Genomic DNA, 22,611 nt, shown 5'->3' with positions numbered 1-22,611 from the left:
CAATCTGTGACCTGTCCGGCCCTGTGGCCGAGAAGCGACGAGGCTCCGGCCGCCGTATGCGGCGGCCGGAGCCTCGAAACCCCCGGTGGGGGTGGGTCAGCGGGTGGCGCGGTTGACGGCGGAGACGACCGCCTTCAGGGAGGCACGCGTCGTGTTCGCGTCGATGCCGATGCCCCACAGGACCTGGCCGTCGATCGCGCACTCGATGTACGAGGCGGCCTGCGCGGAGGCGCCCTCGCTCATCGTGTGCTCCTGGTAGTCCAGCAGGCGCACATCGATGCCGACGGCCTGGAGGGCGTCGAAGAAGGCCGAGATCGGACCGTTGCCGGAGCCGGTCAGCACGCGGTCCTCGCCGTCCACGGTGGCCTCGACGGTCAGCGTGTCCACGCCGTCGTTGTCCGTGGTCGACTGGCCGTTCCTGACCTGGATGCGGCCCCACGGGTTGCCGGAGTTGGGCAGGTACTCGTCCTGGAAGGCCGCCCAGATGTCCTTCGGGGTGATCTCGCCGCCCTCGGCGTCCGTCCTGGCCTGGATGATCTTCGAGAACTCGATCTGCATCCGGCGCGGCAGGTCCAGCTTGTGGTCGTTCTTCAGGACGTACGAGATGCCGCCCTTGCCGGACTGCGAGTTGACGCGGATGACGGCCTCGTAGGAGCGGCCGACGTCCTTGGGGTCGATGGGCAGGTACGGCACCGCCCACTCCAGGTCGTCGACCGTAACGCCCTTGGCCAGCGCGTCGGCCTCCATCGCGTCGAAGCCCTTCTTGATGGCGTCCTGGTGGGAGCCGGAGAAGGACGTGTAGACCAGGTCGCCCACGTACGGGTGGCGCGGGTGGACCTCCATCTGGTTGCAGTACTCCCACGTACGACGGATCTCGTCGATGTCGGAGAAGTCGATCTGCGGGTCGACGCCCTGGGAGAACAGGTTCATGCCCAGGGTGACCAGGTCGACGTTGCCGGTGCGCTCGCCCTGGCCGAACAGGCAGCCCTCGACGCGGTCGGCGCCGGCCATCACGGCCAGCTCGGCCGCCGCCACCGCCGTACCGCGGTCGTTGTGCGGGTGCACGGACAGGCATACGTGCTCGCGGCGGGACAGGTTGCGGTGCATCCACTCGAAGCGGTCCGCGTGCGTGGAGGGCGCCGAACGCTCCACCGTGGCGGGCAGGTTGAGGATGATCTCGCGGCCCGGGCCCGGCTGGTAGACGTCCATGACCGCCTCGCAGACCTCCAGGGCGAAGTCCAGCTCGGTGTCCGTGAAGATCTCGGGGCTGTACTGGTAGCCGAACTCGGTCTCCGGGCCCAGCAGCTTCTCCGCGTACTCCATCACCAGGCGGGTGCCGTCGACGGCGATCTGCTTGATGTCGTCCTTGGAGCCGCGGAAGACGACCCGGCGGAAGACCGGGGCGGTGGCGTTGTACAGGTGGACGGTGGCGCGGCGGGCGCCCTTCAGGGACTCCACGGTCCGCTCGATCAGGTCCTCGCGGGCCTGGGTCAGGACGGAGATCGTCACGTCCTCGGGGATCGCGCCCTCTTCCTCGATGATCGAGCGCACGAAGTCGAAGTCGGTCTGGCCGGAGGCGGGGAAGCCGACCTCGATCTCCTTGTAGCCCATCTTGACCAGTTGGTCGAACATCCGGCGCTTGCGCTCGGGTGACATCGGGTCGATCAGCGCCTGGTTGCCGTCGCGCAGATCGGTGGAGAGCCAGCGGGGGGCTACGGTGATCCGCTCGCCGGGCCAGGTGCGGTCCGGGATGTCCACCTGCTCGTAGCGGCCGTACTTGTGGATCGGCATGGAACTGGGCTGCTGGCGGTTGGCCATGGTGCGTGGCTCCTCAAGGGGGTCCGGATGTCCGAGTGGACGGCCGACGACGCAACGCCAAGCTCCGCGGGGAGGGAGTCGGCCTCGACTACAGACCCTCGCCGCGGCAGCTAAGAAGAAGCAGCACGAAACGCATGATGCAGCGCAGCCTAGCCGAGCGGTTCAGGATGTGGGGACGCGGTCCAGTATGCGGGACCGGTATGACAAATAGGGGCAAAAAGTGCGGCAGACCACAGGGGTGCCGCACAGCCGACCCACAGGGGGCGCATCGCCGTAGCACAGTGTCACGCTCCGTCGCGCCCCCTGTCCCGGTATTTCACCAATCATGGTTGCGAGTAGTGACTTTGGCATCACTCAGTGCGATGGTCGATGACATGACGACGAGGAACGGGGCCCTCGAGCCCGTCTTCTGCACCATCGTGCCGCCGCACGTCCTCGACCAGCTCTCCCGGGCCGGGGACCCCGATGTGTCGGCTCCCGCCCGCCGCTCCCTGGAACACGACGCCTACCAGCGCACCCGGCGCCGGCTCACCACGGTCATCGGCGCGCGTGCCGCCGCCGCGCCCGAGGGCGCCGCCGCCGACCAGCCGCACCGCACCATCTACGACACCCACCACTCCCAGGACCTGCCCGGCGACAAGGTCCGCGAGGAGGGCTCGAAGGCGGGCTCGGACGCCTCCGTCAACCGCGCCTACGCCGGCCTCGGCGCCACCTTCGACCTGTATCTGAAGGTCTACGGCCGCCACTCCATCGACGGCAGCGGACTCCCGCTCGACGCCACCGTGCACTTCGGGGAGGGCTATGACAACGCCTTCTGGAACGGCGAGCAGATGGTGTTCGGCGACGGCGACGGAAAGGTCTTCCTCGACTTCACCATCCCGGTCGACGTCATCGGCCACGAGCTGACCCACGGCGTCACCCAGCACACCGCCAACCTGGAGTACTTCGGCCAGTCCGGTGCGCTGAACGAATCGGTCTCCGATGTCTTCGGCTCGCTGATCAAGCAGTACGCGCTGGGCCAGACCGCCGCCGAGGCCGACTGGCTGATCGGCGCGGGACTCCTCGCCCCGGGCGTGCACGGCACCGCGCTGCGCTCGATGAAGGCGCCGGGCACGGCGTACGACGACCCGAACCTCGGCAAGGACCCGCAGCCCGCGACCATGGAGCACTATGTGCATACCGGTCGCGACAACGGCGGGGTGCACATCAACTCCGGCATCCCCAACCACGCCTTCTACCTCGCCGCCAAGGCCCTCGGCGGCCATGCCTGGGAGAAGGCGGGACAGGTCTGGTACGACGCGCTGACCGGCGGCGATCTCAAGTCGGACGCGCAGTTCGCCGACTTCGCCACGCTCACCGCGAAGGCGGCCCGCGAGCGGTTCGGCGCCGACGAACTGGAGGCCGTACAGAAGGCGTGGGAACAGGTCGGGGTGCATACGCGGTAGTACGCGTCCGGTAGTCCACCCACGGGACCGCCCGCGCTGCGACACTGGACCCATGCGGATTCAGGTGAGGCGCACGGGCGGTTTCGCGGGCATCGAGCGCCGGGCCGAGGTGGACACCTCGACCCGGCCCGACGCCGAGGAGTGGCAGGCACTGGCCGGACGCGTCCTCGCGTCCGGCCTGGCCACCCCGCCGGCCGGTGTACCGGACGGCTTCAGCTACGAGATCTCGGTGGACGGCCGCACGGTGTACGCGGCCGACCCCCGACTGACCGAGGACCAGCGGGAGTTGGTCTCCCTGGTACTCAAGGAAGGCGCTTAGCCGCGGCCCTCGCCTCAGCAGTAGCCCTTCTGGAGGAAGCCGCGCTGGTTCGGGCTGCCGAGGTCCAGCGGGATGTCGACATGGCTCGGCAGCTCCCCGAAGGACGCGTTCGGCAGCACGAACTCCCGGCCGGTGTACCGCTGTCGTACGGTCTGGGCGGCGGCGGACCTGCACACGAACGGGTTGGCGTACGTGTTGTAGCCGAGGCCCACGCCGGTGTTGAGGAACCCGGCGTCCTGGCACTGGTACAGCACCCCGCGCAGGGCGGCGGCGTCGCGCGGTCCGGTGTAGCCGGACTGGAAGTTGGCGAAGCAGGCCAGCGAGGACGCGCCGTCGTACGGGGAGGGTCCCGCGGCGGCCAGCGCGTCCAGGAAGTCGCGGCTGCACCCGATCGCCGCGGAGGGCGCCGCCCCCTTGAGCAGCCGGGCGCGCTTGCACCCGGTCACGTCCTGGAAGGCGCCGACGACGTCCTCGCCCTGGCCGAGGCGTGAGTAGGCGAGCACGAGGTCGCGCTGGGCGGCGAGCGGGTAGGCGTCCGTGTGGCCGAACTTCTCGTCCAGCAGCCGGAACCAGGTCTCGAACGCCGGGACCTGGGCGCGGGTCCCGGCCGGCAGGGTGTAGACGGCGAGATCGGTCGGGGTGTCCCAGCTGTCGAGCCCCGGGTAGCCGACGAAGGACAGGACGCCGATGCCGGTCTTCGGGGGCTGGTCGCCGTACCGGCTGCGCAGCTGGAGGTACCGCTCCAGATTGGTGTTCGAGCCCGCCCACGCGTACCAGAAGCCGCTCGGGTAGAGGGTGGTGTCGCCCCGGGTGTGGGTGGTGCCGAACAGGGACGGGGACACACAGCGCACCTGGCGGGCGTCCCAGGCGGCCTTGTACTCGGCCGGAGTGGAGATGCAGTCGGTGGACGCCGGGTCGCGGCGGGTGTCGGCGAGCGCGCCGGGCACGCCGCCCAGCAGGACGAACAGACATGCCGCGAGCACGGTGAGCAGCCGGGTACGCGGCCTGGCGATCAGCTGATGGACTGTCATGCGGTTCAGTTTCGGAACTATCGGGCCCCGAAGGCCAGTCGATTGGGCCATGCGGCCCACATCCGGTGAACGCTGGAACCGTTGTGCGCACAGGCGTTGACCCGCGCACGGGCGTTGACTTCGTTACCGGCGGTACGGATGATCCGGCCATGGCGACTGACGCAGGCAATCCGCTCCCTCGGTTCCCGGCCGGCTTCCTGTGGGGCGTGTCGACCTCCGCCCATCAGATCGAGGGGGCGGTGGACGAGCGCGGGCTCTCGGTGTGGGACGTGTTCACCGCCGGGCCGGGCCGGGTGAAGGACGGTTCGACGGCGGCGGTGGCCTGCGACCACTACCACCGCTACCCCGAGGACGTGGCGCTCCTGGCCGGTCTCGGTGTGGACGCCTACCGCTTCTCCGTCTCCTGGCCCCGTGTCAGCTCCCCGGGCGGCCTGGACTTCTACGACCGGCTGGTGGACGAGCTGTGCGCGGCGGGGGTCCGGCCGGTCCCCACCCTCTTCCACTGGGATCTGCCCGCGTCCCTCGACTGGCTGGAGCGGGACACGGCCTCCCGGTTCGCCGACCATGTGTCCGTGGTCGCCGAACGCCTGACCGACCGGGTCAGCAAGTGGATCACTCTCAACGAGCCCGCCGAGCACACCCTGCTCGGTCACGCCCTCGGCGTCCACGCCCCCGGCCGGCGGCTGCTGTTCGACGCGCTCCCGGTGGCCCATCACCAGCTGCTCGCCCACGGTCTCGCGGTCCGGGCGCTGCGCGCGGCCGGCGCGGCCGACATCGGCATCGCCAACTCCCACGGCCCGACATGGCCGGCCTCGGCCGACCCGGCGGACACGGAGGCGGCGGACTTCTACGACACCCTGCTCAACCGTCTGTTCGCGGACCCGATCCTGCTCGGCGAGTACCCGGCGGGCCTCGGCGAGTTGATGCCCGCGGCCGACCTCTCGGCGGACCTGAAGGCGATCGCGGAACCCCTCGACTGGTACGGCGTCAACTACTACGCCCCGACACTGGTGGGCGCTCCGCTCGGCACGGAGACGGAGTTCGGCGGCGTGCCCATACCCGCCGAACTCCCCTTCTCGGTGCGGGAGATAGCGGACCGGCCCCGGACCGACTTCGGCTGGCCGGTGGTCCCGGAGGGGCTGACCGAGCTGCTGTGCGGGTTCCGGGAGCGGTACGGCGACCGGCTCCCGCCGATCGTCATCACCGAGAACGGCTGCTCGTACGAGGGCCTCGACGACCAGGAACGCATCGCCTACCTGGACGCTCATCTGCGCGCCCTGCACGACGCGTTGACGGCCGGGGTGGATGTGCGCGGCTACTTCGTGTGGTCCCTCATGGACAACTTCGAGTGGGCCGAGGGCTACGCACGGCGCTTCGGCCTGGTGCACGTGGACTACGAGACGCTGGAACGGGTGCCGAAGGCGTCGTACCACTGGTTCCGGGAAGTGCTGCGGGCGCAGAGATGACCACCGGCCGCCCGTCGGCCGCGCTCGCCGAGCCGGTCGAGGCGGTGGGGCGGGGCTGGACGGCGGCCCTCTCGCTGGCCAACGGGGCGATCTGGGTGGGCTGGTTCGGCCCGCTCCAGATCCTGCTGGCCTTCCAGTCGAAGGACCTCGCGCCCGGTACCGGGATGTCCAAGGAGACCCTGCTGGCCTGGGTGACCGGCACGGGCGCGGTGGTGTCCCTGCTCGCGAACCCGTTCTTCGGCGCGCTGTCCGACCGTACGACCGCCCGGGCGGGCCGCCGGACGCCGTGGATCGTGGCCGGGGCGGCGGGCGGGGCGCTGTCCCTGCTGCTGCTCGCGGGCGCGGGCGGGCCGTGGTCGATGGCGCTGGGCTGGTGCCTTGTCCAGTTCACCCTGAACGCGGCGTTCGCGGCGGTGACGGCGGCGGTCCCTGACCGGGTGCCCAGGCGCCAACGGGGCGTGGTGGGCGGCTGGTTGGGCGCGGCGCAGATCCTGGGCGTGGTCGTGGGCACGGGGCTGGCGACGGCGGCGGGCGGTATCGGCGCGGGGTACGTGGCCTGCGCGGTGTGCACGGCGGCGGGCGTCCTCCCGTACGTCCTGCTCTTCCGCGACCTCCCCCTCCCGCCCCAGGACCGGCCCCCGTGGTCCTGGCGGGGCTTCCTGGCGGGCTTCTGGCTGAGCCCGCGCCGGTATCCCGACCTGGGCTGGGCCTGGCTGACCCGCTTCCTGATCAACCTCAGCAACTCGCTGGTGCTGCTCTACCTGCTCTACTACCTCCGCGACCGGGTCCACTACCCCGACCCCGGCCGGGGCGTCCTGATCCTGACCGCGGTGAACGGCGTGACGCTGCTGGCTACGGTGGTGATCGGCGGCGTCTGGTCCGACCGCACGGGCCGCCGCAAGCCGTTCGTCGTCTGGTCGGGCGTGCTGATGGCGGTGGCGACGGCGGCGCTGGCCGGCTGGGGGACCTGGCCGGGCGCGGTGACCGCGGCCGCCGTCCTGGGCATCGGCTTCGGCGTCTTCACCTCCGTCGACTTCGCCCTGATGACCGACGTCCTCCCGCACGCCGCGGGCCGCGGCAAGGACCTGGGCCTCATCAACATCGCCAACGCCCTCCCCCAGGCGGCCGCCCCGGCTCTGGCGGCCCCCCTGGTGACGTATCTGGGCGGATACCGGGTGCTGTATCTGGTGTCGGCGGCGATCGGGCTGGCGGGGGCGGTGCTGGTGGGGCGGATCAGGGCGGTCGACTGAAGGGAGGGTCAGAAGCCGAGCTTGCGGAGCTGCTTCGGGTCGCGCTGCCAGTCCTTGGCGACCTTGACATGGAGGTCGAGGAAGACCGGCGTGCCCAGCAGGGCCTCGATCTGCTTGCGGGACTTGATGCCGACTTCCTTGAGGCGCTTGCCCTTGGGGCCGATGATGATCCCCTTCTGGCTGGGGCGCTCGATGTAGACGTTCGCGTGGATGTCGAGCAGCGGACGCTCCGCCGGCCGGTCCTCGCGCGGCAGCATCTCCTCGACGACCACCGCGATGGAGTGCGGCAGCTCGTCGCGCACGCCCTCCAGCGCCGCCTCGCGGATCAGCTCGGCGACCATCACCTGCTCGGGCTCGTCCGTGAGGTCGCCCTCGGGGTAGAGCGCGGGCCCCTCGGGCAGCAGCGGCACCAGCAGGTCGGCCAGCAGCTCCACCTGCTGGTCGCCGACCGCGGACACCGGCACGATCTCCGCCCACTCGAAGCCCAGCTCCTTGGCGAGCTGATCGATGGCGATCAGCTGCTCGGCGAGGGTCTTGGAGTCCACGAGGTCGGTCTTGGTGACGACGGCGACCTTGGGTGTCTTCTTGATCCCGGCCAGTTCCTTCGCGATGAACCGGTCACCGGGGCCGAGCTTCTGGTCGGCCGGCAGGCAGAACCCGATCACGTCGACCTCGGCCCACGTGGTGCGCACGACGTCGTTCAGCCGCTCGCCCAGCAGCGTGCGCGGCTTGTGCAGCCCGGGGGTGTCGACCAGGATCAGCTGGGCGTCCGGGCGGTGCACGATGCCCCGCACGGTGTGCCGCGTGGTCTGCGGCCGGTTCGAGGTGATCGCCACCTTCTGCCCGACCAGAGCGTTCGTGAGGGTGGACTTGCCCGCGTTGGGGCGGCCCACGAAGCAGGCGAAGCCGGCGCGGTGGACGGTTTCCGCCGGCTGCTCGGATGACTGGGTGCGAACGCTCATGCCGTTCATTGTCCCTGATCCCGGAGCCCCCGCCGCACCGCGAAGCGATGCTCACGCCGCGTCACCGCCCCTTCACCGGAACGTGACCGCATCCGCCACACGATCACCACCGCCACCACCACGAGCACCAGCACCACCAGCGGGGGCCACGGCACCGCGTAGAACGACGCCCCCGCCGACGCCGACGCCCCCCGCGCCCGCGCGCTCACCGTGATCGCCGCCCGGTCGAGCACCGGTGTGCCGCGCCAGGTCTCGGTGAGCCGTACCGACTGCCCGGGCAGCAGCTCGGCGGGCACCCGGGCCGCCCGCCGCTCCAGCAGGGTACGGCCGAACAGTCCGCGCGCCGTCAGCTGCGCGCTCGGCCGCAGCGTGACATTGCCCGTGTTGCGCAGGGTGTACGACACGGTCGCCGTACCCGTGCCGAAGAGCAGCGGCCGGTGGCGGCCGACGCTCAGCCGGGACACCGCAAGCGCGGGCAGCGTCGGACCGCTCACCCGCAGATACACCCGCGCGCCGACCGCCCGCCGGATCCCCAGCGCCAGCTTCCCGCCACCCGGCTCGGTCCGCTCGTCCAGCGCGACGATCGCTCCGGGATGGTCGCCGGGTTCGGCGCCCGTCGGCACCCGCAGCGTGAACGGCACGGTCACCGTCCGATGCCCCGGCACCGTGATCCGGCTTCTGGCGAGCCGCGCCCACGCGCCCACCCCGCGCATCGTCTCGTCCGCCGTGCGCACGGCGAAGCCGCCGTCCCGGGGCGTGTTGTAGGCGTCGGCCGCGTACAGCCGGAAGGTGAGCGGCTCGGCGGTCCTGTTCTGGACGGCGACCTTGTCGGTGAGTCTCTGGCCGGGGTCGGCGGAGAGGTAGAAGTAGGGCCGGGCCGCGGCCTGGGCGGCGACCGGGTACACGGACCAGCTGCCGTTGTCGGCGGCCCGTGCGGGCACCACCGGCAGTACGGCCAGCAGCAGGCTCACCACGACGACGTACGCCTTGCGCATGGGTGCGGACCCCCACGGCCGGGGGTGGCCCGTGGCACGGGCGGGTGCGGGCGCCCGTACGCTCATGACAGCGTCAGCGTGAGCACGCCGGAGTACCCGCCCGGAGGCGTGAACGCCGGTACGTCCAGGGAGAGTCCGGCGTTCACGGTGAACTCGCCGCCGGTCAGCGTCCCGTCCGGGGTCCCCGCGAGGGTGGCCCCCGAGGAGCCCACCGGGCCCGCCGAACCCGCCGTACAGGTACTGGGACTGCCCGCCTTGCTCGCACACGACGGCGTCCAACTCAGCCGGTCCGCGCCGATCCTGCCGCCGGGCCCGGTGAAGTCGGTGACCCTGCCGGTCAGCGACCAGCCCGCCGGTCCGCCGCGGAAGTCCTTGACCGTCACGGTCCAAAGCGCGCCGGTCGAGGCGCCGCCCCGGCCGAAGTCGACCCCCGACAGCGCGACCGAGTCCCCGGCCTGGGTCATGGCGAGCGTGCCCGCCGTGACGCTCGTGGTGAGCTTCTGACTGCCGGGCGGCACCGGCGCGTTGACGACATAGGCCGCGGGGCCCGCGCCGGTGTCGGCGTTCCAGGAGCCACCCTCGTACGCGACGATCCCGGTGGTCGAGGCGTCGTTCACGACGAGGGAACCGCTGAAGGAGCCCTGCCCGTCCGCGGACACGCTCGCGGTGTCCCCGGTCTGGCTGGTCCCGGAGCGTCCGGCCAGGGTGACGGCGGCGCCCGGGGTGAAGCCCGTACCGCTGACCCTGACGGTCGCGCCCGGGTCTCCGGTGGCCGAACCCAGCGTGATCGCCCGGGTGTTGACCGGGGCCCCCGCCGTCGCCGTGATGGTCTCGGACGCCGGTGCGGGCGGGTTCGTGACCGTGCAGGGGGTGTCCAGTTCCATGATGTAGCTGGTGTGGATGTTGTAGTCGCCCGGCGCGAGAGTGATCTTCCCGGCCTTGGTGACGGTGAACGTGCCCGTCATGGAGAAGGACGGGAAGGCGGCCTTCCCCGGTACCGGGGGGTTCTTCTTGGGTCCGGCGACCGTGATGTCACCGCTCTGGGCGCCGCCCAGCGTGACCTTGCCGGTCGGGGTCATGATGTCGGCAGGCAGCGCCAGATCGGTGGGGTTGCTCGCGGCGGCCCCGACCACGGTGTAGGTGACGGTGACGGTGTCGCCGACCTTCGGGCTGGTGTTGTCCGCCGACACGGTGGCGGTCGTGGTGCCGTCGATCGGCGGCAGACCCGCGATGGCGGGCGGGATGCAGTGCGTGGCGAAGTCCACGTCGGTGCCGGCGGCGCCGGCCGGGCAGGCCAGCGCGCCGCCCGCGGAGACCGCGAGCGCGGTCGCGCCGAGCAGTGACGCCCAGCGCCACCGTCCGGATCTTCGGGTGGTGAGACCCATGGGCCCCCTCCTGAGGGTGGTGGGCGCGGCCGAACGGGCGCCCCGACAGGGGGCATTGGCGGGGCGGCGAGATGAGAAGTCAAGGGAGATGCCGCAGAATCCTGACTACTCGTCAGATCCTGCGGCATCCAGGGGAGAACCGGAACGGACCGGTCGGCCGGGGCGGCTCAGAACACGAACGGACCCGGCGACTGCGGACCGCTCGCGGTACACGTCACGGTGATGCCGAAGATCACCATCTTCAGCGAACCGCCGTAAGCGTCGAGCCTGTACCCGGAGGCGACGGTCCCGGAGAGCGGGCCGACGCTGACCGGGTCGCCCGGGTTCATGACCGGGTTCTTGGTGCCGCTGAACACGACGCTGCCGCCGCCCGCCTTGGCCATGGTGAGCGTGGAGGTGATCGAGTCCGCGGCCACCGTGACCGGGGCGCTGATCGCGGTGGAGGTGAGGCTCAGGGTGGCCGAGGTGCCGCTCTGGGTGGCGGTGAGCGTGGCCGGGCCACCGCCGAAGATGCCGCAGCTCGCGGTGATGGTCGCCGACTGGGGAGTGACGGCGGCCGCGGAGGGTGCGAGGGCGAGACCGGTGACCGCGAGGGCCCCGGCCGCCAGGGCCGCACCTGTTGCCGTGCGCTTGGCTCTCATGGGGATCCGCTTTCCTTCCTGCTGGGCACGCCGGACGTGCCGTGTGGGGTGATCGGAAGGTGCGCCGACGAACGGCAGGCCGGTCGGGCGGGTGCGGACGCGCCGGACGGCGGTGCGGATCTGACGGGTCGTCGGGACGTACGCGTTCATTGACGCGCGCGCCCCCCGACCCAGCAAGGTTGAATTCCAGCCGACCTTTCGGTCGGTACTCTTCGGCCGGCCCGCGGATTCCCGCGCGAGCGGTCAGCTCTCGGCGCGGCCCGCGGCCACGGTCGTACGGACCGTGCCGTCCACCCCCGCGAGCAGCACCGGCGTGTCCGCGCCCCCGAGGTCGGCCACCGCGGCCAGGTCCTCGGCCGGCACCGACTCCGCCTCGCCGACCACCGCCGCCGCCTCCAGCGACGCGGCCCCGGACGCCACCGCCATGGCGACGGCGGTGCGCAGCGCGCTGAGCTTCAGCGAGGCCAGGTCCACCGTGCCGGCGACATAGGTGCGCCCGGTGTCGTCCCGTACGGCCGCCCCCTCGGGCACGGCGTTGCGGGCCCGCGCGGAACGGGCCAGGGTCACGATCTTGCGGTCCTCGGGGTCAAGCGCGCTGCTCTCGGTCATGCCCCGAGCATACGAAGACACAGAAGGCCCCCGACGCTCACCCCGCCACGGGGTACATCGCGCCCCGCCGGCCCTCCGGGGAGGCCAGCCACTCCAGCTTCTCGGCGGTGTTCGCCTCGTCCAGCGGAGTGTGCAGCACGATCATCAGATCGGGTCGGGCGGGGATCTTCAGGACCGTCGACTCCACGACCAGCAGCCCGGCCAGCGGATGCGACAACTCCTTGCGGACCTGCCCCTGGTCCTCGATGTCCCGCTCCGCCCACAGCGCCGTGAACTCCTCGCTGGCGGCGCTCACCTCGGCCAGCACCTCCCGGAACCCCTCGTCGTCGGGGCGCGCCGCGCAGGCGGCCCGGAACTGCGCCACCACCGTGCGCGCGTTGCGCTCCCAGCTGTGGCTGCGCTCGCGGTACAGCGGGTCGGTGAAGAAGTCGATCAGGCAGTTCTGGGTGATGCCGGGGCGCATGCCGAGCACGATCGCGGCCGCGTCGTTGTACTGCACGCAGTTGTAGTAGAGGTCCATGATGTGCGCCGGGTACGGCATCCAGGTGTCGATGAGCCGCCGCAGCCCGTCGCACATGTCCTTCCTGCCGGGCACCACCTGGGGTGTCGGCGGGTTCAGCCCGGCCAGCAGATACAGGTGCCGGCGCTCGGCGTCGCTGAGCCGGAGCACCCGGGCGACCGCGTCCAGCACCTGCGGGGAGACCGAGATGTCCCGCCCCTGCTCCAGCCACTGGTACCAGGAAGCGCCCACCCCGGCGAGCACGGCGACCTCCTCGCGGCGCAGTCCGGGCGTACGGCGCCTGCCGCCGCCGGCGGGCAGTCCGGCCTCCTCGGGACTGACCCGGGCGCGCCGGCTCATCAGGAACTCCCGCAGTTCGTCACGCCGATGACTGCGCGTCGCCTCAGCAGCAGGCATGTGCCGCCCCTCCCCCGTCGGTCCTGTCCAGTGGTCGCTCCGGTGACCTCTCTGGTGGTGCCACCACCACCATAAGTTCCGACTCCCCACCGGTATTCCGTACGCCCGAAGCTCTTCCCATGGCGATCGACACCACCACCCAGACCTCCCCCGCAGCGGACACCGCGGCGCCCGGCATCCCCCGGTTGTCGACGCGTGACAAGCTGGTCCTGTTCGTTCTGTGCGCGGCCCAGTTCATGGTCGCGCTGGACTTCTCCGTGCTGAACGTGGCGCTGCCCGGCCTCGGCCGCGACCTCGGCATGAACACCTCCGCGCTCCAGTGGGCCGTCACCGCGTTCGCGCTGCCCTCCGGCGGCTTCCTGCTGCTGTTCGGCCGCGTCGGCGACCTGTTCGGGCGCCGCAGACTCTTCCTCGCCGGTCTCGCCCTGTTCGGCGCGGCCTCGCTGCTGTCCACCCTGGCCTGGGACCCGGCCTCGTTCCTCGCCGGGCGCGCCCTCCAGGGGCTCGGCGCGGCGGCGATCGTACCGACCGGCATGTCCCTGCTGACCACCACCTTCCCGGAGGGCCCGGCCCGCGACCGCGCCCTCGGCATCTCCGGCACCCTGCTGTCGCTGGGCTTCACCGTCGGCATGGTCGCGGGCGGCACCCTCACCGACACCTTCGGCTGGCGCTCCACGATGGCCCTGCTGACCCTGTTCGCGCTGATCGTGCTGCCGCTGGCGCCCGGCCTGCTGCCGGAGTCCCGCACCCCGGACCGGCCGCGCCTGGACGTGCCCGGCGCCGTCACCGTCACCACCGGACTGCTCTCGCTGATCTACGCCCTGTCCACCGCCGCCGACCACGGCTTCGGCCGCCCCGACGTCCTCGCGGCCCTGGCCGCCGGGCTGCTGCTGCTGGCCGCGTTCGTGCTGGTGGAGTCCCGCTCGGCGGCGCCCCTGGTCTCGCTGCCGATGCTGCGCCGGCGCACGGTGGCCTGGGGCAACATCGGCGGTCTTGTCACCTTCTCGATGATGTCCACGATCGTGTTCGTGCTGACCCTGTACCTCCAGGAGATCCTGGGCCTTTCCGCCTTCGAGACCGGGCTGGTCTTCGGCTTCCAGGGCGTGCTGTCCGTGGTCGCCGGCACCCTCGCCCCGAAGGTCATCGGCCGTCTCGGCGCCCGCCGCACCCTGGTCGGCTCGCTGGCCGGCCAGGGCGCGCTGACCGCGTCGCTGCTCCTGCTGAACACCCACGTCTGGTCGGCGTGGCTGGCCACGGCCGCGGTGGCGCTGGCCAGCATGTGCCACCTGGGCGCGATCATCTCGTACGGCGTGACGGTCACCTCCGGTGTCCCGGACGCGGAACAGGGCCTGGCCACCGGCCTGGTGACGTCCACCCAGCAGGTCGGCATCACGGTCGGCATCCCGTTGCTCGGCGTGCTGGCCACCACCTCGGGCGACCTGCTGAGCGGTGTGCACACGGTGATCGCCCTGGACGCGGCGATCGTGCTCGGCGCCGCGCTCCTCACCGGCCTCGGCCTGCGCCGCTCCCGGGCCTGAACCAGGGCCGGGGCCTCAGTCCAGGGTCTGGATGATCTCGCTTCGCGTGGCCGTGTGCACCACACGGCCACGCGCGCCGTTGACCAGCGGGAGGTACGGCGCCACATGCCCGCACTCGACATCGGCGAGGATCGGCACACCCAGCGGCCCGAGGGCGTCGAGGACGGCCGCGTCCTGGGTGAGGGTGGGCGCGTCGGGGGCGTGGGTGCGGCCGACGAGCACGGCGGCGGCCCGGTCGAAGAACCCGGCCAGCCGCATGCCGTGCAGATGGCGGGCGATGATCAGCGCGTTGTCCTCGCAGGCCTCGACGTAGACGAGCAGCGGTTCCGCGCCCGCGAAGCGCGTGGTGTCGAGGTAGCGGCTCCCGGCGAGCGGGGCGACGGTCTCGATACAGCCGCCGATCAGCCGCCCCTCGACCTCCACGTCCCCCTCGCCGTCGAGCCGCCGCCAGCCGCCCGCGCCGTCCAGGGTGAACTCGGCGGTCCCCGGGTCGCGGGTCCAGTCGTCCCAGCCGCCGGTGCGGTGCCGGCCGGGCGGGGTCTGGGTGAACGGCTCGCCCTGCGGCGCGGCCACGATGTCCAGCCAGGACGTCAGCCCCTCGGGCACCCGGTACGGGGTGTCCATGAGGTTGTTGCCGTGCACGGTCGCCACCCCGGTCAGCAGGGTCAGCGGGGCGAGCAGGGTCGACATGTCCGAGTAGCCGACCAGCCAGGTGGGTTCGGCCCGGCCGATCGCCTCGAAGTCCAGGTGGGGCATCAGGTCGATGGCCAGCTCGCCTCCCCACGGGGGGACGACGGCCCGGACGGCGGGGTCGGTCAGCATCTGCGTCAGCTCGGCGGCGCGTTCGGCGGCCGGGGCGCTGATGTGGGTGGTGCCGTCCATGCACCGGCCGACGACCACCTCGTAACCGCGCCGCTCGATCTCCTCGACCGCGACATCGAGGCGCGCCCTGAGGGGTTCGGCCACGCCCGAGGAGGGAGAGGTCACACCGACACGGTCACCGGGGCGCAGAGGGCGCGGATATCGAATGGTCATACGGGATGCTCTCGAAGTCCGCGGGCCCGGGCAACGCGATTACGGGCGGTCCAGCCGCAGCCGCTCCGCCCTCGGCAGTCCCGCGACGACCAGGTCGTACGAGTCCTCGATCAGCTCGCGCAGCAGCGGGTCCGGGAGGCCGCCGTCGACGGTGACGGTGTTCCAGTGGCGCTTGTTCATGTGCCAGCCGGGGACGATCAGGCCCTCGTGGTCGGCGCGCAGCCGCACCGCGTCCTCCGGGTCGCACTTGAGATTGACCGTCAGGGGCCGCGCGTCCAGGTTCGTCAGAGCGAACAGCTTGCCCAGCACCTTGAAGACCGAGGTCTCCGGGTTGAACGGGAAGTCCTCCACAGCCGCGTTGAAGGACAGGCAGAAGGCGCGCAGTTCCTCGGGTCTCACTCGGCCTTCGTCTCCTCGGCAGGCTCCACCAGCACGGTGACGATCTTGTTCCGGCGGCCGGCGGAGGACTCCGCGGTGAGCTTCAGCCGCCGCTCGTCGGGGAGTTCCACCTCGGCGGACGCGCCCGCGATCGGCACCCGGCCGAGCGCCTTGGCGAGCAGTCCGCCGACGGTCTCCACGTCCTCGTCGTCGTACTCCTCCAGGCCGTACAGCTCGCCGAGGTCGGTGATGTCCAGACGGGCGGTGACCCGGAAGCGACCCTCGCCGAGGTCCACCACGGGCGGCAGTTCCCGGTCGTACTCGTCGGTGATCTCGCCGACGATCTCCTCCAGGATGTCCTCGATGGTGACGATGCCCGCGGTGCCGCCGTACTCGTCGATCACGACGGCGACGTGGTTGCGCTCCTTCTGCATCTCCCGCAGCAGGTCGCCCGCGTTCTTGGTGTCGGGCACGAAGACCGCCGGGCGCATGGCCGTGGAGACCAGGTCGCTCTCCGCGTCCCGGCTGATGTGCGTCTTGCGGACCAGGTCCTTGAGATACACGATCCCGACGATGTCGTCCTCGCTCTCCCCGGTGACCGGTATCCGGGAGAACCCGGAGCGCAGGGCGAGGGTGAGGGCCTGCCGGATGGTCTTGAAGCGCTCGATGGTGACCAGGTCGGTGCGCGGCACCATGACCTCGCGCACCAGGGTGTCGCCCAGCTCGAAGACGGAGTGCACCATACGGCGCTCCTCGTCCTCGATCAGCGACTCCTTCTCGGCGAGGTCGACCAGCGCGCGCAGCTCCGCCTCGGAGGCGAACGGACCGCGCCGGAAGCCCTTGCCGGGGGTGAGCGCGTTGCCGATGAGGATCAGCAGCGAGGGGATCGGGCCCATCACCCGGGCCAGCGGCACCAGGACGTAGGCGGCCACGGTCGCGGTGTTCAGCGGGTGCTGGCGGCCGATGGTGCGCGGGGAGACCCCGACGGCGACGTACGACACCAGGACCATCACACCGATGGCGACCAGCAGGGCCTGCCAGGTGGCCGAAAAGGCCTCCAGGCAGGCGTAGGTGACCAGGGCCGCGGCCGCCATCTCACAGGCGACGCGGACCAGCAGGGCCACATTGAGATAGCGGGTGGGGTCGGCGGCGATCTGCGCCAGCTTCTCGCCGCCGCGCCGCCCGGACTTCACGGCCTCCTCGGCCCGGAAGCTGGAGACCCGGGCGAGGCCCGCCTCCGCGCAGGCGGCGAGCCAGGCGACGACGACCAGCGCGATCGCGCCGATCACGATCTGCGGGGACATCCGGCCGGCTTACGAGACGGTCGGTGCCGGAGACGGGCCGGTCAGGCCCTGCTCGGCCCGCCAGCCGTCCACGATGGCGGCCTGCAACCCGAACATCTCGGCCTTCTCGTCCGGCTCCTCGTGGTCGTAGCCGAGCAGATGCAGCACGCCGTGGACGGTGAGCAGCTGGAGCTCCTCGTCCATGGAGTGCTGCGTCGGGGCGTCGGCCCCCTGCTTGGCCGCGACCTCCGGGCACAGCACGATGTCACCGAGCAGCCCCTGCGGGGGCTCCTCGTCGTCCTTGCCCGGCGGACGCAGCTCGTCCATCGGGAAGGACATGACATCGGTGGGCCCGGGCAGATCCATCCACTGGATGTGCAGCTGCTCCATGGCGTCTTCGTCCACGACGATCACCGAGAGTTCGGAGAGCGGGTGGATGCGCATGCGCGCGAGCGCGTAGCGGGCGATGTCGAGGATCGCCTGCTCGTCGACCTCGGTGCCGGATTCGTTGTTGACGTCGATCGACATGCTCGTGCCGGTCTACTTCCCCTTGGTGCCCTTGGCGCCGGTCCTGCCACGGCCCGGGTGGGAGCCGTTCTCGGTGCCGTTCTTGCTGTCGTACTTCTCGTACGCGTCGACAATACGGCCCACCAGCTTGTGCCGTACGACATCGTGGGACGTCAGCCGGGAGAAGTGCACGTCCTCGACGCCCTCCAGGATCTCCTGGACCTGGCGCAGACCCGACTTCGTGCCGTTCGGCAGGTCGACCTGCGTCACATCGCCCGTGATCACGATCTTCGAGTCGAAGCCGAGGCGGGTGAGGAACATCTTCATCTGCTCGGGGCTCGTGTTCTGGGCCTCGTCCAGGATGATGAACGCGTCATTGAGGGTACGGCCGCGCATGTACGCCAGCGGTGCCACCTCGATGGTCCCGGCGGCCATCAGCTTGGGGATGGAGTCCGGGTCGAGCATGTCGTGCAGCGCGTCGTACAGCGGGCGCAGATAGGGGTCGATCTTCTCGTAGAGCGTGCCGGGCAGGAAGCCCAGCCGCTCGCCGGCCTCGACCGCGGGGCGGGTCAGGATGATCCGGTTGACCTGCTTGGACTGGAGGGCCTGGACGGCCTTGGCCATGGCCAGGTAGGTCTTGCCGGTACCGGCGGGGCCGATGCCGAAGACGATCGTGTGCTTGTCGATGGCGTCGACATAGCGCTTCTGGTTGAGGGTCTTGGGGCGGATGGTGCGGCCGCGCGAGGACAGGATGTTCTGCGTCAGCACCTCGGCCGGGGTCTCCGAGCCTTCGCCCGTACCGTTGTCGCTCGCCTTGAGCATGGCGATCGAGCGCTCCACTGCGTCCTCCGTCATCGGCTGCCCGGTGCGGAGCACCAGCATCATCTCGTCGAACACGCGTGAGATCAGGACGACGTCGGCGCGCTCGCCGACCGCGCTGATCTCATTGCCCCGGACATGGATGTCGGCCGCCGGGAAGGCCCTCTCGATCACGCGCAGGAGGGAGTCGCCGGAACCCAGAACGGTCACCATGGGGTGCTGGGCGGGGACGGTGAGCTGCGCTCTCGTCTGCTCCTGCGTGGGGGTGTGAGCTGTGGGTGTCTGTGTCATGGGCCGGCGCGAAGGCCTGGTGCTTCCTCCTCCTCGCGACCGCGCAACCTAGGGCGGCCTCGTCGCTGTCCAGAGTACGCCGGACGGCTCAGAAGCCTGTAGGACTTTTCCTCCGGCCGGGGTACGCCGCCACCGCGCCGCCGCCCGTCAGCCGGACCCCCGGAAGCCGATGGTGGGCACGGCCCGGCGCAGCGGCCAGGGGCGGTCCAGCTCCTCCGGGACCAGCCGGTCGAGGAAGGCGTACCGCTGGAGCGCCATGGGGTCCTGGGTCGGCAGGGACTGCACCCGCCGCCACCACGCGCCGATCTCCGACCAGCCCGGCGCCGACAGGGAGCCGCCGAACTCCTGCACGGACAGTGCGGCCGTGAGTCCCGCGAACGCCAGCCGGTCGGCCAGCGGCCAGCCCGCGAGGGAGCCCGTCACGAAGCCGGCGACGAAGACGTCCCCCGCGCCCGTGGGGTCCAGCGCCTCCACCGCGATCGCCGGGACCTCCGCGGCCTCACCGGTACGGCGGTCCACCGCGTACGCGCCCTCCGAGCCCAGCGTCACCACCGCCACCGGCACGTACTCGGTGAGCGCGTGCGCGGCCAGGCGGGGGCAGTCGGCGCCCGTGTACCGCTTCGCCTCCTCGGCGTTGGGCAAAAACGCCTCGCAGTGTTCGAGGTCGGACAGCCCCGAGAGATCCCAGGCGCCGGTCTCGTCCCAGCCGACATCGGCGAAGATCCGGGTCCCGCCGCGCGCGGCCTGGGCGATCCAGGGGGCGCGGCGGCCCGGTGTGAGGGAGGCGACGGCGGCCCGGGCGCGCGGCGGGCAGTCGGGGGCCGGCTCCTCCGGCGGCGGCTCGTGCCCGTGCGAGACCATGGTCCGCTCGCCCTCGTACGCCATGGACACGGTCACCGGCGAGTGCCAGCCGGGCACCGTCCGCGACGGGGTGAGGTCGATGCCCTCGCCCTGTTCGAGGGCGTCCCAGCAGTACTCCCCGTAGTGGTCGTCCCCGAACGCGGCCGCGAGCGAGGTCCGCAGCCCGAGCCGGGCCAGCGCGCTGGCCATGTTGGCGACCCCGCCGGGGCTGGAGCCCATGCCGCGGGCCCAGGACTCCGTGCCGCGCACGGGCGCCGAGTCCAGGCCGGTGAAGATGATGTCGAGGAAGACGGTGCCCGTGAGATAGACGTCCCAGGGCGGATCCCCGGGGGCGCGCCGCGCGGCGAGCGGATCGACCTGGGCCTGGCGGTGCCCCGCCCGGGTGAGGTGCTCGGGTTCCTCTCCGATGAGGGTGTGCGACGAGGTCACGGTGCGCTCCCTGGTGTGCTGGGTCTGGCCAGTGTGCACCACCGGGGCCGCCGCGCAGGGGCATACGGCCGGGGATGCGCACACCTGGACAGGTCCGCGCGCACAGCACAGAGCCCCGCCCCGCACACGGCGGGACGGGGCTCTGCAATGGAGCGCCGGGCAGGCCTTGCACCTGCATTTCCCCGCAGGAAGCGGGGCGTCTTTCCTTGGACCACCAACGCACTGTCCGGCTACCGGAGTTCCGGCGGCCTCGACATGATCAATCATAGCCCATGCCGGGGCCGGTGCCGAACACACGGGGAACGCCCGTACGCGTCAGAACACGTACGCGTCCACCTCGGCGAGGTACCGGGCACGGCGCTCCTCGTCGTCCTCCAGGAAGGAGGCGAGGAAGGAGTTGCGGGCCAGTTCGCGCAGCCGGTCCTCGGTCAGCCCGAGACTCTCGCGCACCGCGTGGAAGTTGTCGTCGGCGTACCCGCCGAAGTAGGCCGGGTCGTCGGAGTTGACCGTGCACAGCAGCCCCGCGTCCAGCATGGCCGGCAGCGGGTGGTCGGCCAGGGTGTCCACCGTGCGCAGCCGGACGTTGGACAGCGGGCACAGGGTGAGCGGAATGCGCTCGCGCACCAGCCGCTCCACCAGCTCGGGGTCCTCCATGCAGCGCAGCCCGTGGTCGACGCGCTCGATGCCGAGCAGGTCCAGGGACTGGGTGATGTACTCCGGCGGGCCCTCCTCACCGGCGTGCGCCACCCGGCGCAGCCCGAGCCCGGCGGCGGTCTCGTACACCTGGCGGAACTTCGCCGGCGGGTGCCCGACCTCGGCGGAGTCCAGGCCGATGCCGGTGATCCGGTCGAGGTACGGCCGGGCGGCCTCCAGGGTCTCCAGCGCGGAGTCGGCGGACTCGTCGCGCAGGAAGCACAGGATGAGCCGGGTGGAGACGCCGTGGTTCTCCTCGCTGCGGCCGAGCGCCCGCCACAGCCCTTCCACGACGGTGCGCATGTCCAGGCCGCGGGCGAGGTGGGCCTGCGGGTCGAAGAAGATCTCCGCGTGCCGTACGCCCTGCGCCGCGGCGCGGGCCAGATAGGCGTTGGCCAGGTCCTCGAAGTCCCGCTCGGTACGCAGGACGGTCATCAGCTCGTAGTACAGGTTCAGAAAGGACTGGAGATCCTCGAACCGATACGCCTCGCGCAGCTCTTCCGTGTCGGCGTAGCGCAGCTTCACGCCGTTGCGGGCGGCCAGGTCGAAGGCCAGCTCCGGCTCCAGGGTGCCTTCGATGTGGAGGTGCAGTTCTGCTTTGGGGAGGGACATCAAAGCATCGTACGGCGCACTTACCGTCGTTTCGGAACCGGCACTCGCTGAAGGTCGTACGCCACGGTCAGCTCACCCTCGAAGCCGGCGGCCCGTGCCTGGCGCTCGAACTCGTCGGGCTCCGAGTACCGCTGGCTGAAGTGGGTGAGCACGAGATGCCGTACCCCTGCCCCGCGCGCCACCGCCCCCGCCTGCCCAGCCGTCAAGTGCCCGTGCTCCACGGCGAGTTCCTCGTCCTCGTCCAGGAAGGTGGACTCGATGACCAGCAGGTCGCAGCCCTCGGCCAGCGTGTACACGCCCTCGCAGAGCCGGGTGTCCATGACGAACGCGAACCGCTGCCCGCGCCGTACCTCGCTGACCTCCTCCAGCGTCACGTCCCCGAGCCGCCCCTCGCGCTGGAGCACCCCCACGGCCGGGCCCTTGATGCCGTGCGCGGCGAGCCGCTCGGGCAGCATCCGGCGGCCGTCGGGCTCGGTCAGCCGGTATCCGTAGGACTCCACCGGGTGCGACAGCCTGCGGGCGTCCAGGGTGTACGACGGCGTCACCGCGAGGGTGCCGTCGGCGCTCACCGGGACCTCGGTGACACCGACGGTCTCCCGGTACGCGGTGGCGTACCGCAGCCGGTCGAAGAAGCGCTGTCCGGAGGCCGGGTAGTGCGCGGTGATCTCGTGCGGCACCCGGTCCAGGTTGATGCGCTGGATGACCCCGGCGAGGCCGAGGCTGTGGTCGCCGTGGAAGTGGGTGACGCACAGGCGGTTCAGGTCGTGCGCGGCGACCCCGGCGCGCAGCATCTGCCGCTGGGTGCCCTCGCCGGGGTCGAAGAGGATGCCCTCGCCGTCCCAGCGCAGCAGATAGCCGTTGTGGTTGCGGTGCCGGGTCGGGACCTGGCTCGCGGTGCCGAGGACGACGAGTTCACGGACGGACACGGCGGACTATCCGGGCGGCCATTCGAGACCGCGGCCGCCGAGCACATGCCCATGGGCGTGCCAGACGGTCTGACCGGCGCCGGTCCCGGTGTTGAAGACGACGCGGTAGCTGTCCAGCTTCTCCTCGTCGGCCACGGCCTGGGTCTCGCGCAGTACGTCCGCGGCGACCTCGGGGGCACCGGCGGCGAGCGCGGCGGCGTCCCGGTAGTGGACCTTGGGGATCACCAGGATGTGCGTGGGGGCCTGGGGGTTGATGTCCCGGAAGGCGACGGTGGTCTCCGTCTCGCGGACGACGGTGGCCGGGACGCGGCCCGCGACGATATTGCAGAACAGGCAGTCGTCCTGCGGTTCTCCAGCCATTTCGCGTGCGCTCGCTTTCGCCGGGATCGGATTCGGGATCAT

The 22,611-nt window shown here is 71.4% G+C and carries 22 protein-coding genes; 5 read left to right on the top strand and 17 right to left on the bottom strand.

Annotated elements, in window-relative coordinates:
* Positions 1-96: 96 nt before the first annotated feature.
* Positions 97-1,818: a 2-isopropylmalate synthase gene (gene leuA, locus HEP81_RS26110; protein ID WP_037655113.1), complete on the bottom strand. Its 1,722-nt coding sequence runs from the start codon at positions 1,816-1,818 to the stop codon at positions 97-99.
* 374 nt (positions 1,819-2,192) lie between these two features.
* On the opposite strand from leuA, the gene HEP81_RS26105 reads away from it, so the two are divergent.
* Positions 2,193-3,263, top strand: coding sequence for a M4 family metallopeptidase (locus HEP81_RS26105; protein ID WP_037655265.1), 1,071 nt, complete (start codon positions 2,193-2,195; stop codon positions 3,261-3,263).
* Positions 3,264-3,315: 52 nt separating this feature from the next.
* On the top strand, positions 3,316-3,582 hold the full coding sequence (locus HEP81_RS26100) for a protealysin inhibitor emfourin (RefSeq protein ID WP_037655111.1): 267 nt from the start codon (positions 3,316-3,318) through the stop codon (positions 3,580-3,582).
* Positions 3,583-3,596: 14 nt separating this feature from the next.
* Here HEP81_RS26100 and HEP81_RS26095 read toward each other — a convergent pair whose 3' ends face one another.
* Entirely contained in the window at positions 3,597-4,613 is a 1,017-nt protein-coding gene (locus HEP81_RS26095; RefSeq protein ID WP_037655109.1) for a hypothetical protein, read from the bottom strand.
* Positions 4,614-4,762: 149 nt separating this feature from the next.
* Between HEP81_RS26095 and HEP81_RS26090 the strand changes: the two genes are divergently transcribed.
* Both HEP81_RS26090 and HEP81_RS26085 read left to right on the top strand, forming a co-directional pair.
* Positions 4,763-6,079, top strand: a complete 1,317-nt coding sequence (locus HEP81_RS26090) for a GH1 family beta-glucosidase (protein ID WP_078967337.1) — start codon at positions 4,763-4,765, stop codon at positions 6,077-6,079.
* Complete coding sequence (locus HEP81_RS26085; RefSeq protein ID WP_037655108.1) at positions 6,076-7,329, top strand: MFS transporter; 1,254 nt, start codon at positions 6,076-6,078, stop codon at positions 7,327-7,329. The genes HEP81_RS26090 and HEP81_RS26085 overlap by 4 nt, the downstream gene beginning before the upstream one ends.
* A gap of 8 nt (positions 7,330-7,337) precedes the next feature.
* On the opposite strand, the gene era is transcribed toward HEP81_RS26085, so the two are convergent.
* The 6 genes from era to HEP81_RS26055 all read right to left on the bottom strand — a co-directional run bounded on the left by era (position 7,338) and on the right by HEP81_RS26055 (position 12,837).
* Positions 7,338-8,291 (bottom strand): GTPase Era, encoded by a 954-nt coding sequence (gene era, locus HEP81_RS26080; RefSeq protein ID WP_037655106.1) that lies wholly within the window; start codon positions 8,289-8,291, stop codon positions 7,338-7,340.
* Positions 8,292-8,296: 5 nt separating this feature from the next.
* Positions 8,297-9,286 carry a WxL protein peptidoglycan domain-containing protein gene (locus HEP81_RS26075; protein ID WP_063755225.1) on the bottom strand — a complete coding sequence of 330 codons (990 nt, stop codon included), beginning with the start codon at positions 9,284-9,286 and terminating at the stop codon, positions 8,297-8,299.
* Between the two features lie 62 nt (positions 9,287-9,348).
* Positions 9,349-10,671 carry a hypothetical protein gene (locus tag HEP81_RS26070; protein ID WP_037655103.1) on the bottom strand — a complete coding sequence of 441 codons (1,323 nt, stop codon included), beginning with the start codon at positions 10,669-10,671 and terminating at the stop codon, positions 9,349-9,351.
* A 167-nt stretch (positions 10,672-10,838) separates the two neighbouring features.
* Positions 10,839-11,312: a hypothetical protein gene (locus HEP81_RS26065; protein ID WP_037655262.1), complete on the bottom strand. Its 474-nt coding sequence runs from the start codon at positions 11,310-11,312 to the stop codon at positions 10,839-10,841.
* A 243-nt stretch (positions 11,313-11,555) separates the two neighbouring features.
* Complete coding sequence (locus HEP81_RS26060; RefSeq protein ID WP_037655101.1) at positions 11,556-11,921, bottom strand: cytidine/deoxycytidylate deaminase family protein; 366 nt, start codon at positions 11,919-11,921, stop codon at positions 11,556-11,558.
* A gap of 37 nt (positions 11,922-11,958) precedes the next feature.
* A complete protein-coding gene (locus HEP81_RS26055; protein ID WP_037655099.1) occupies positions 11,959-12,837 on the bottom strand; it encodes a helix-turn-helix transcriptional regulator in 879 nt (292 codons plus the stop codon).
* Between the two features lie 119 nt (positions 12,838-12,956).
* Here HEP81_RS26055 and HEP81_RS26050 point away from each other — a divergent pair, with 119 nt between their 5' ends.
* Complete coding sequence (locus HEP81_RS26050) at positions 12,957-14,375, top strand: MFS transporter (RefSeq protein WP_037655097.1); 1,419 nt, start codon at positions 12,957-12,959, stop codon at positions 14,373-14,375.
* A 15-nt stretch (positions 14,376-14,390) separates the two neighbouring features.
* Here the strand turns inward: HEP81_RS26050 and HEP81_RS26045 are convergent, their stop codons facing one another.
* The 9 genes from HEP81_RS26045 to HEP81_RS26005 form a co-directional block, all read right to left on the bottom strand.
* A complete protein-coding gene (locus HEP81_RS26045) occupies positions 14,391-15,410 on the bottom strand; it encodes a S66 family peptidase (protein ID WP_037655096.1) in 1,020 nt (339 codons plus the stop codon).
* Between the two features lie 39 nt (positions 15,411-15,449).
* Complete coding sequence (locus HEP81_RS26040) at positions 15,450-15,809, bottom strand: MmcQ/YjbR family DNA-binding protein (RefSeq protein WP_037655094.1); 360 nt, start codon at positions 15,807-15,809, stop codon at positions 15,450-15,452.
* Complete coding sequence (locus HEP81_RS26035; protein WP_037655092.1) at positions 15,806-17,092, bottom strand: hemolysin family protein; 1,287 nt, start codon at positions 17,090-17,092, stop codon at positions 15,806-15,808. The genes HEP81_RS26040 and HEP81_RS26035 overlap by 4 nt, the downstream gene beginning before the upstream one ends.
* Positions 17,093-17,101: 9 nt before the next feature.
* Positions 17,102-17,599 (bottom strand): rRNA maturation RNase YbeY, encoded by a 498-nt coding sequence (ybeY, locus tag HEP81_RS26030; protein WP_037655090.1) that lies wholly within the window; start codon positions 17,597-17,599, stop codon positions 17,102-17,104.
* A gap of 12 nt (positions 17,600-17,611) precedes the next feature.
* Positions 17,612-18,688 carry a PhoH family protein gene (locus tag HEP81_RS26025; RefSeq protein ID WP_078967336.1) on the bottom strand — a complete coding sequence of 359 codons (1,077 nt, stop codon included), beginning with the start codon at positions 18,686-18,688 and terminating at the stop codon, positions 17,612-17,614.
* 147 nt (positions 18,689-18,835) lie between these two features.
* The gene (locus tag HEP81_RS26020; RefSeq protein WP_037655086.1) at positions 18,836-19,978 is read right to left on the bottom strand and encodes a carbohydrate kinase family protein; all 1,143 of its coding nucleotides are present in this window, start codon (positions 19,976-19,978) and stop codon (positions 18,836-18,838) included.
* A 315-nt stretch (positions 19,979-20,293) separates the two neighbouring features.
* Positions 20,294-21,283, bottom strand: coding sequence for an adenosine deaminase (locus tag HEP81_RS26015; protein ID WP_037655085.1), 990 nt, complete (start codon positions 21,281-21,283; stop codon positions 20,294-20,296).
* A 20-nt stretch (positions 21,284-21,303) separates the two neighbouring features.
* Positions 21,304-22,209 carry a ribonuclease Z gene (locus HEP81_RS26010; protein WP_037655082.1) on the bottom strand — a complete coding sequence of 302 codons (906 nt, stop codon included), beginning with the start codon at positions 22,207-22,209 and terminating at the stop codon, positions 21,304-21,306.
* A gap of 6 nt (positions 22,210-22,215) precedes the next feature.
* On the bottom strand, positions 22,216-22,569 hold the full coding sequence (locus HEP81_RS26005) for a histidine triad nucleotide-binding protein (RefSeq protein ID WP_037655080.1): 354 nt from the start codon (positions 22,567-22,569) through the stop codon (positions 22,216-22,218).
* Positions 22,570-22,611: the final 42 nt, after the last annotated feature.

The sequence above is a fragment of the Streptomyces griseofuscus genome (assembly GCF_014673495.1).
Taxonomy (GTDB): Bacteria; Actinomycetota; Actinomycetes; order Streptomycetales; family Streptomycetaceae; genus Streptomyces; species Streptomyces murinus.
This window is presented reverse-complemented; position numbering and strand designations above follow the sequence as displayed.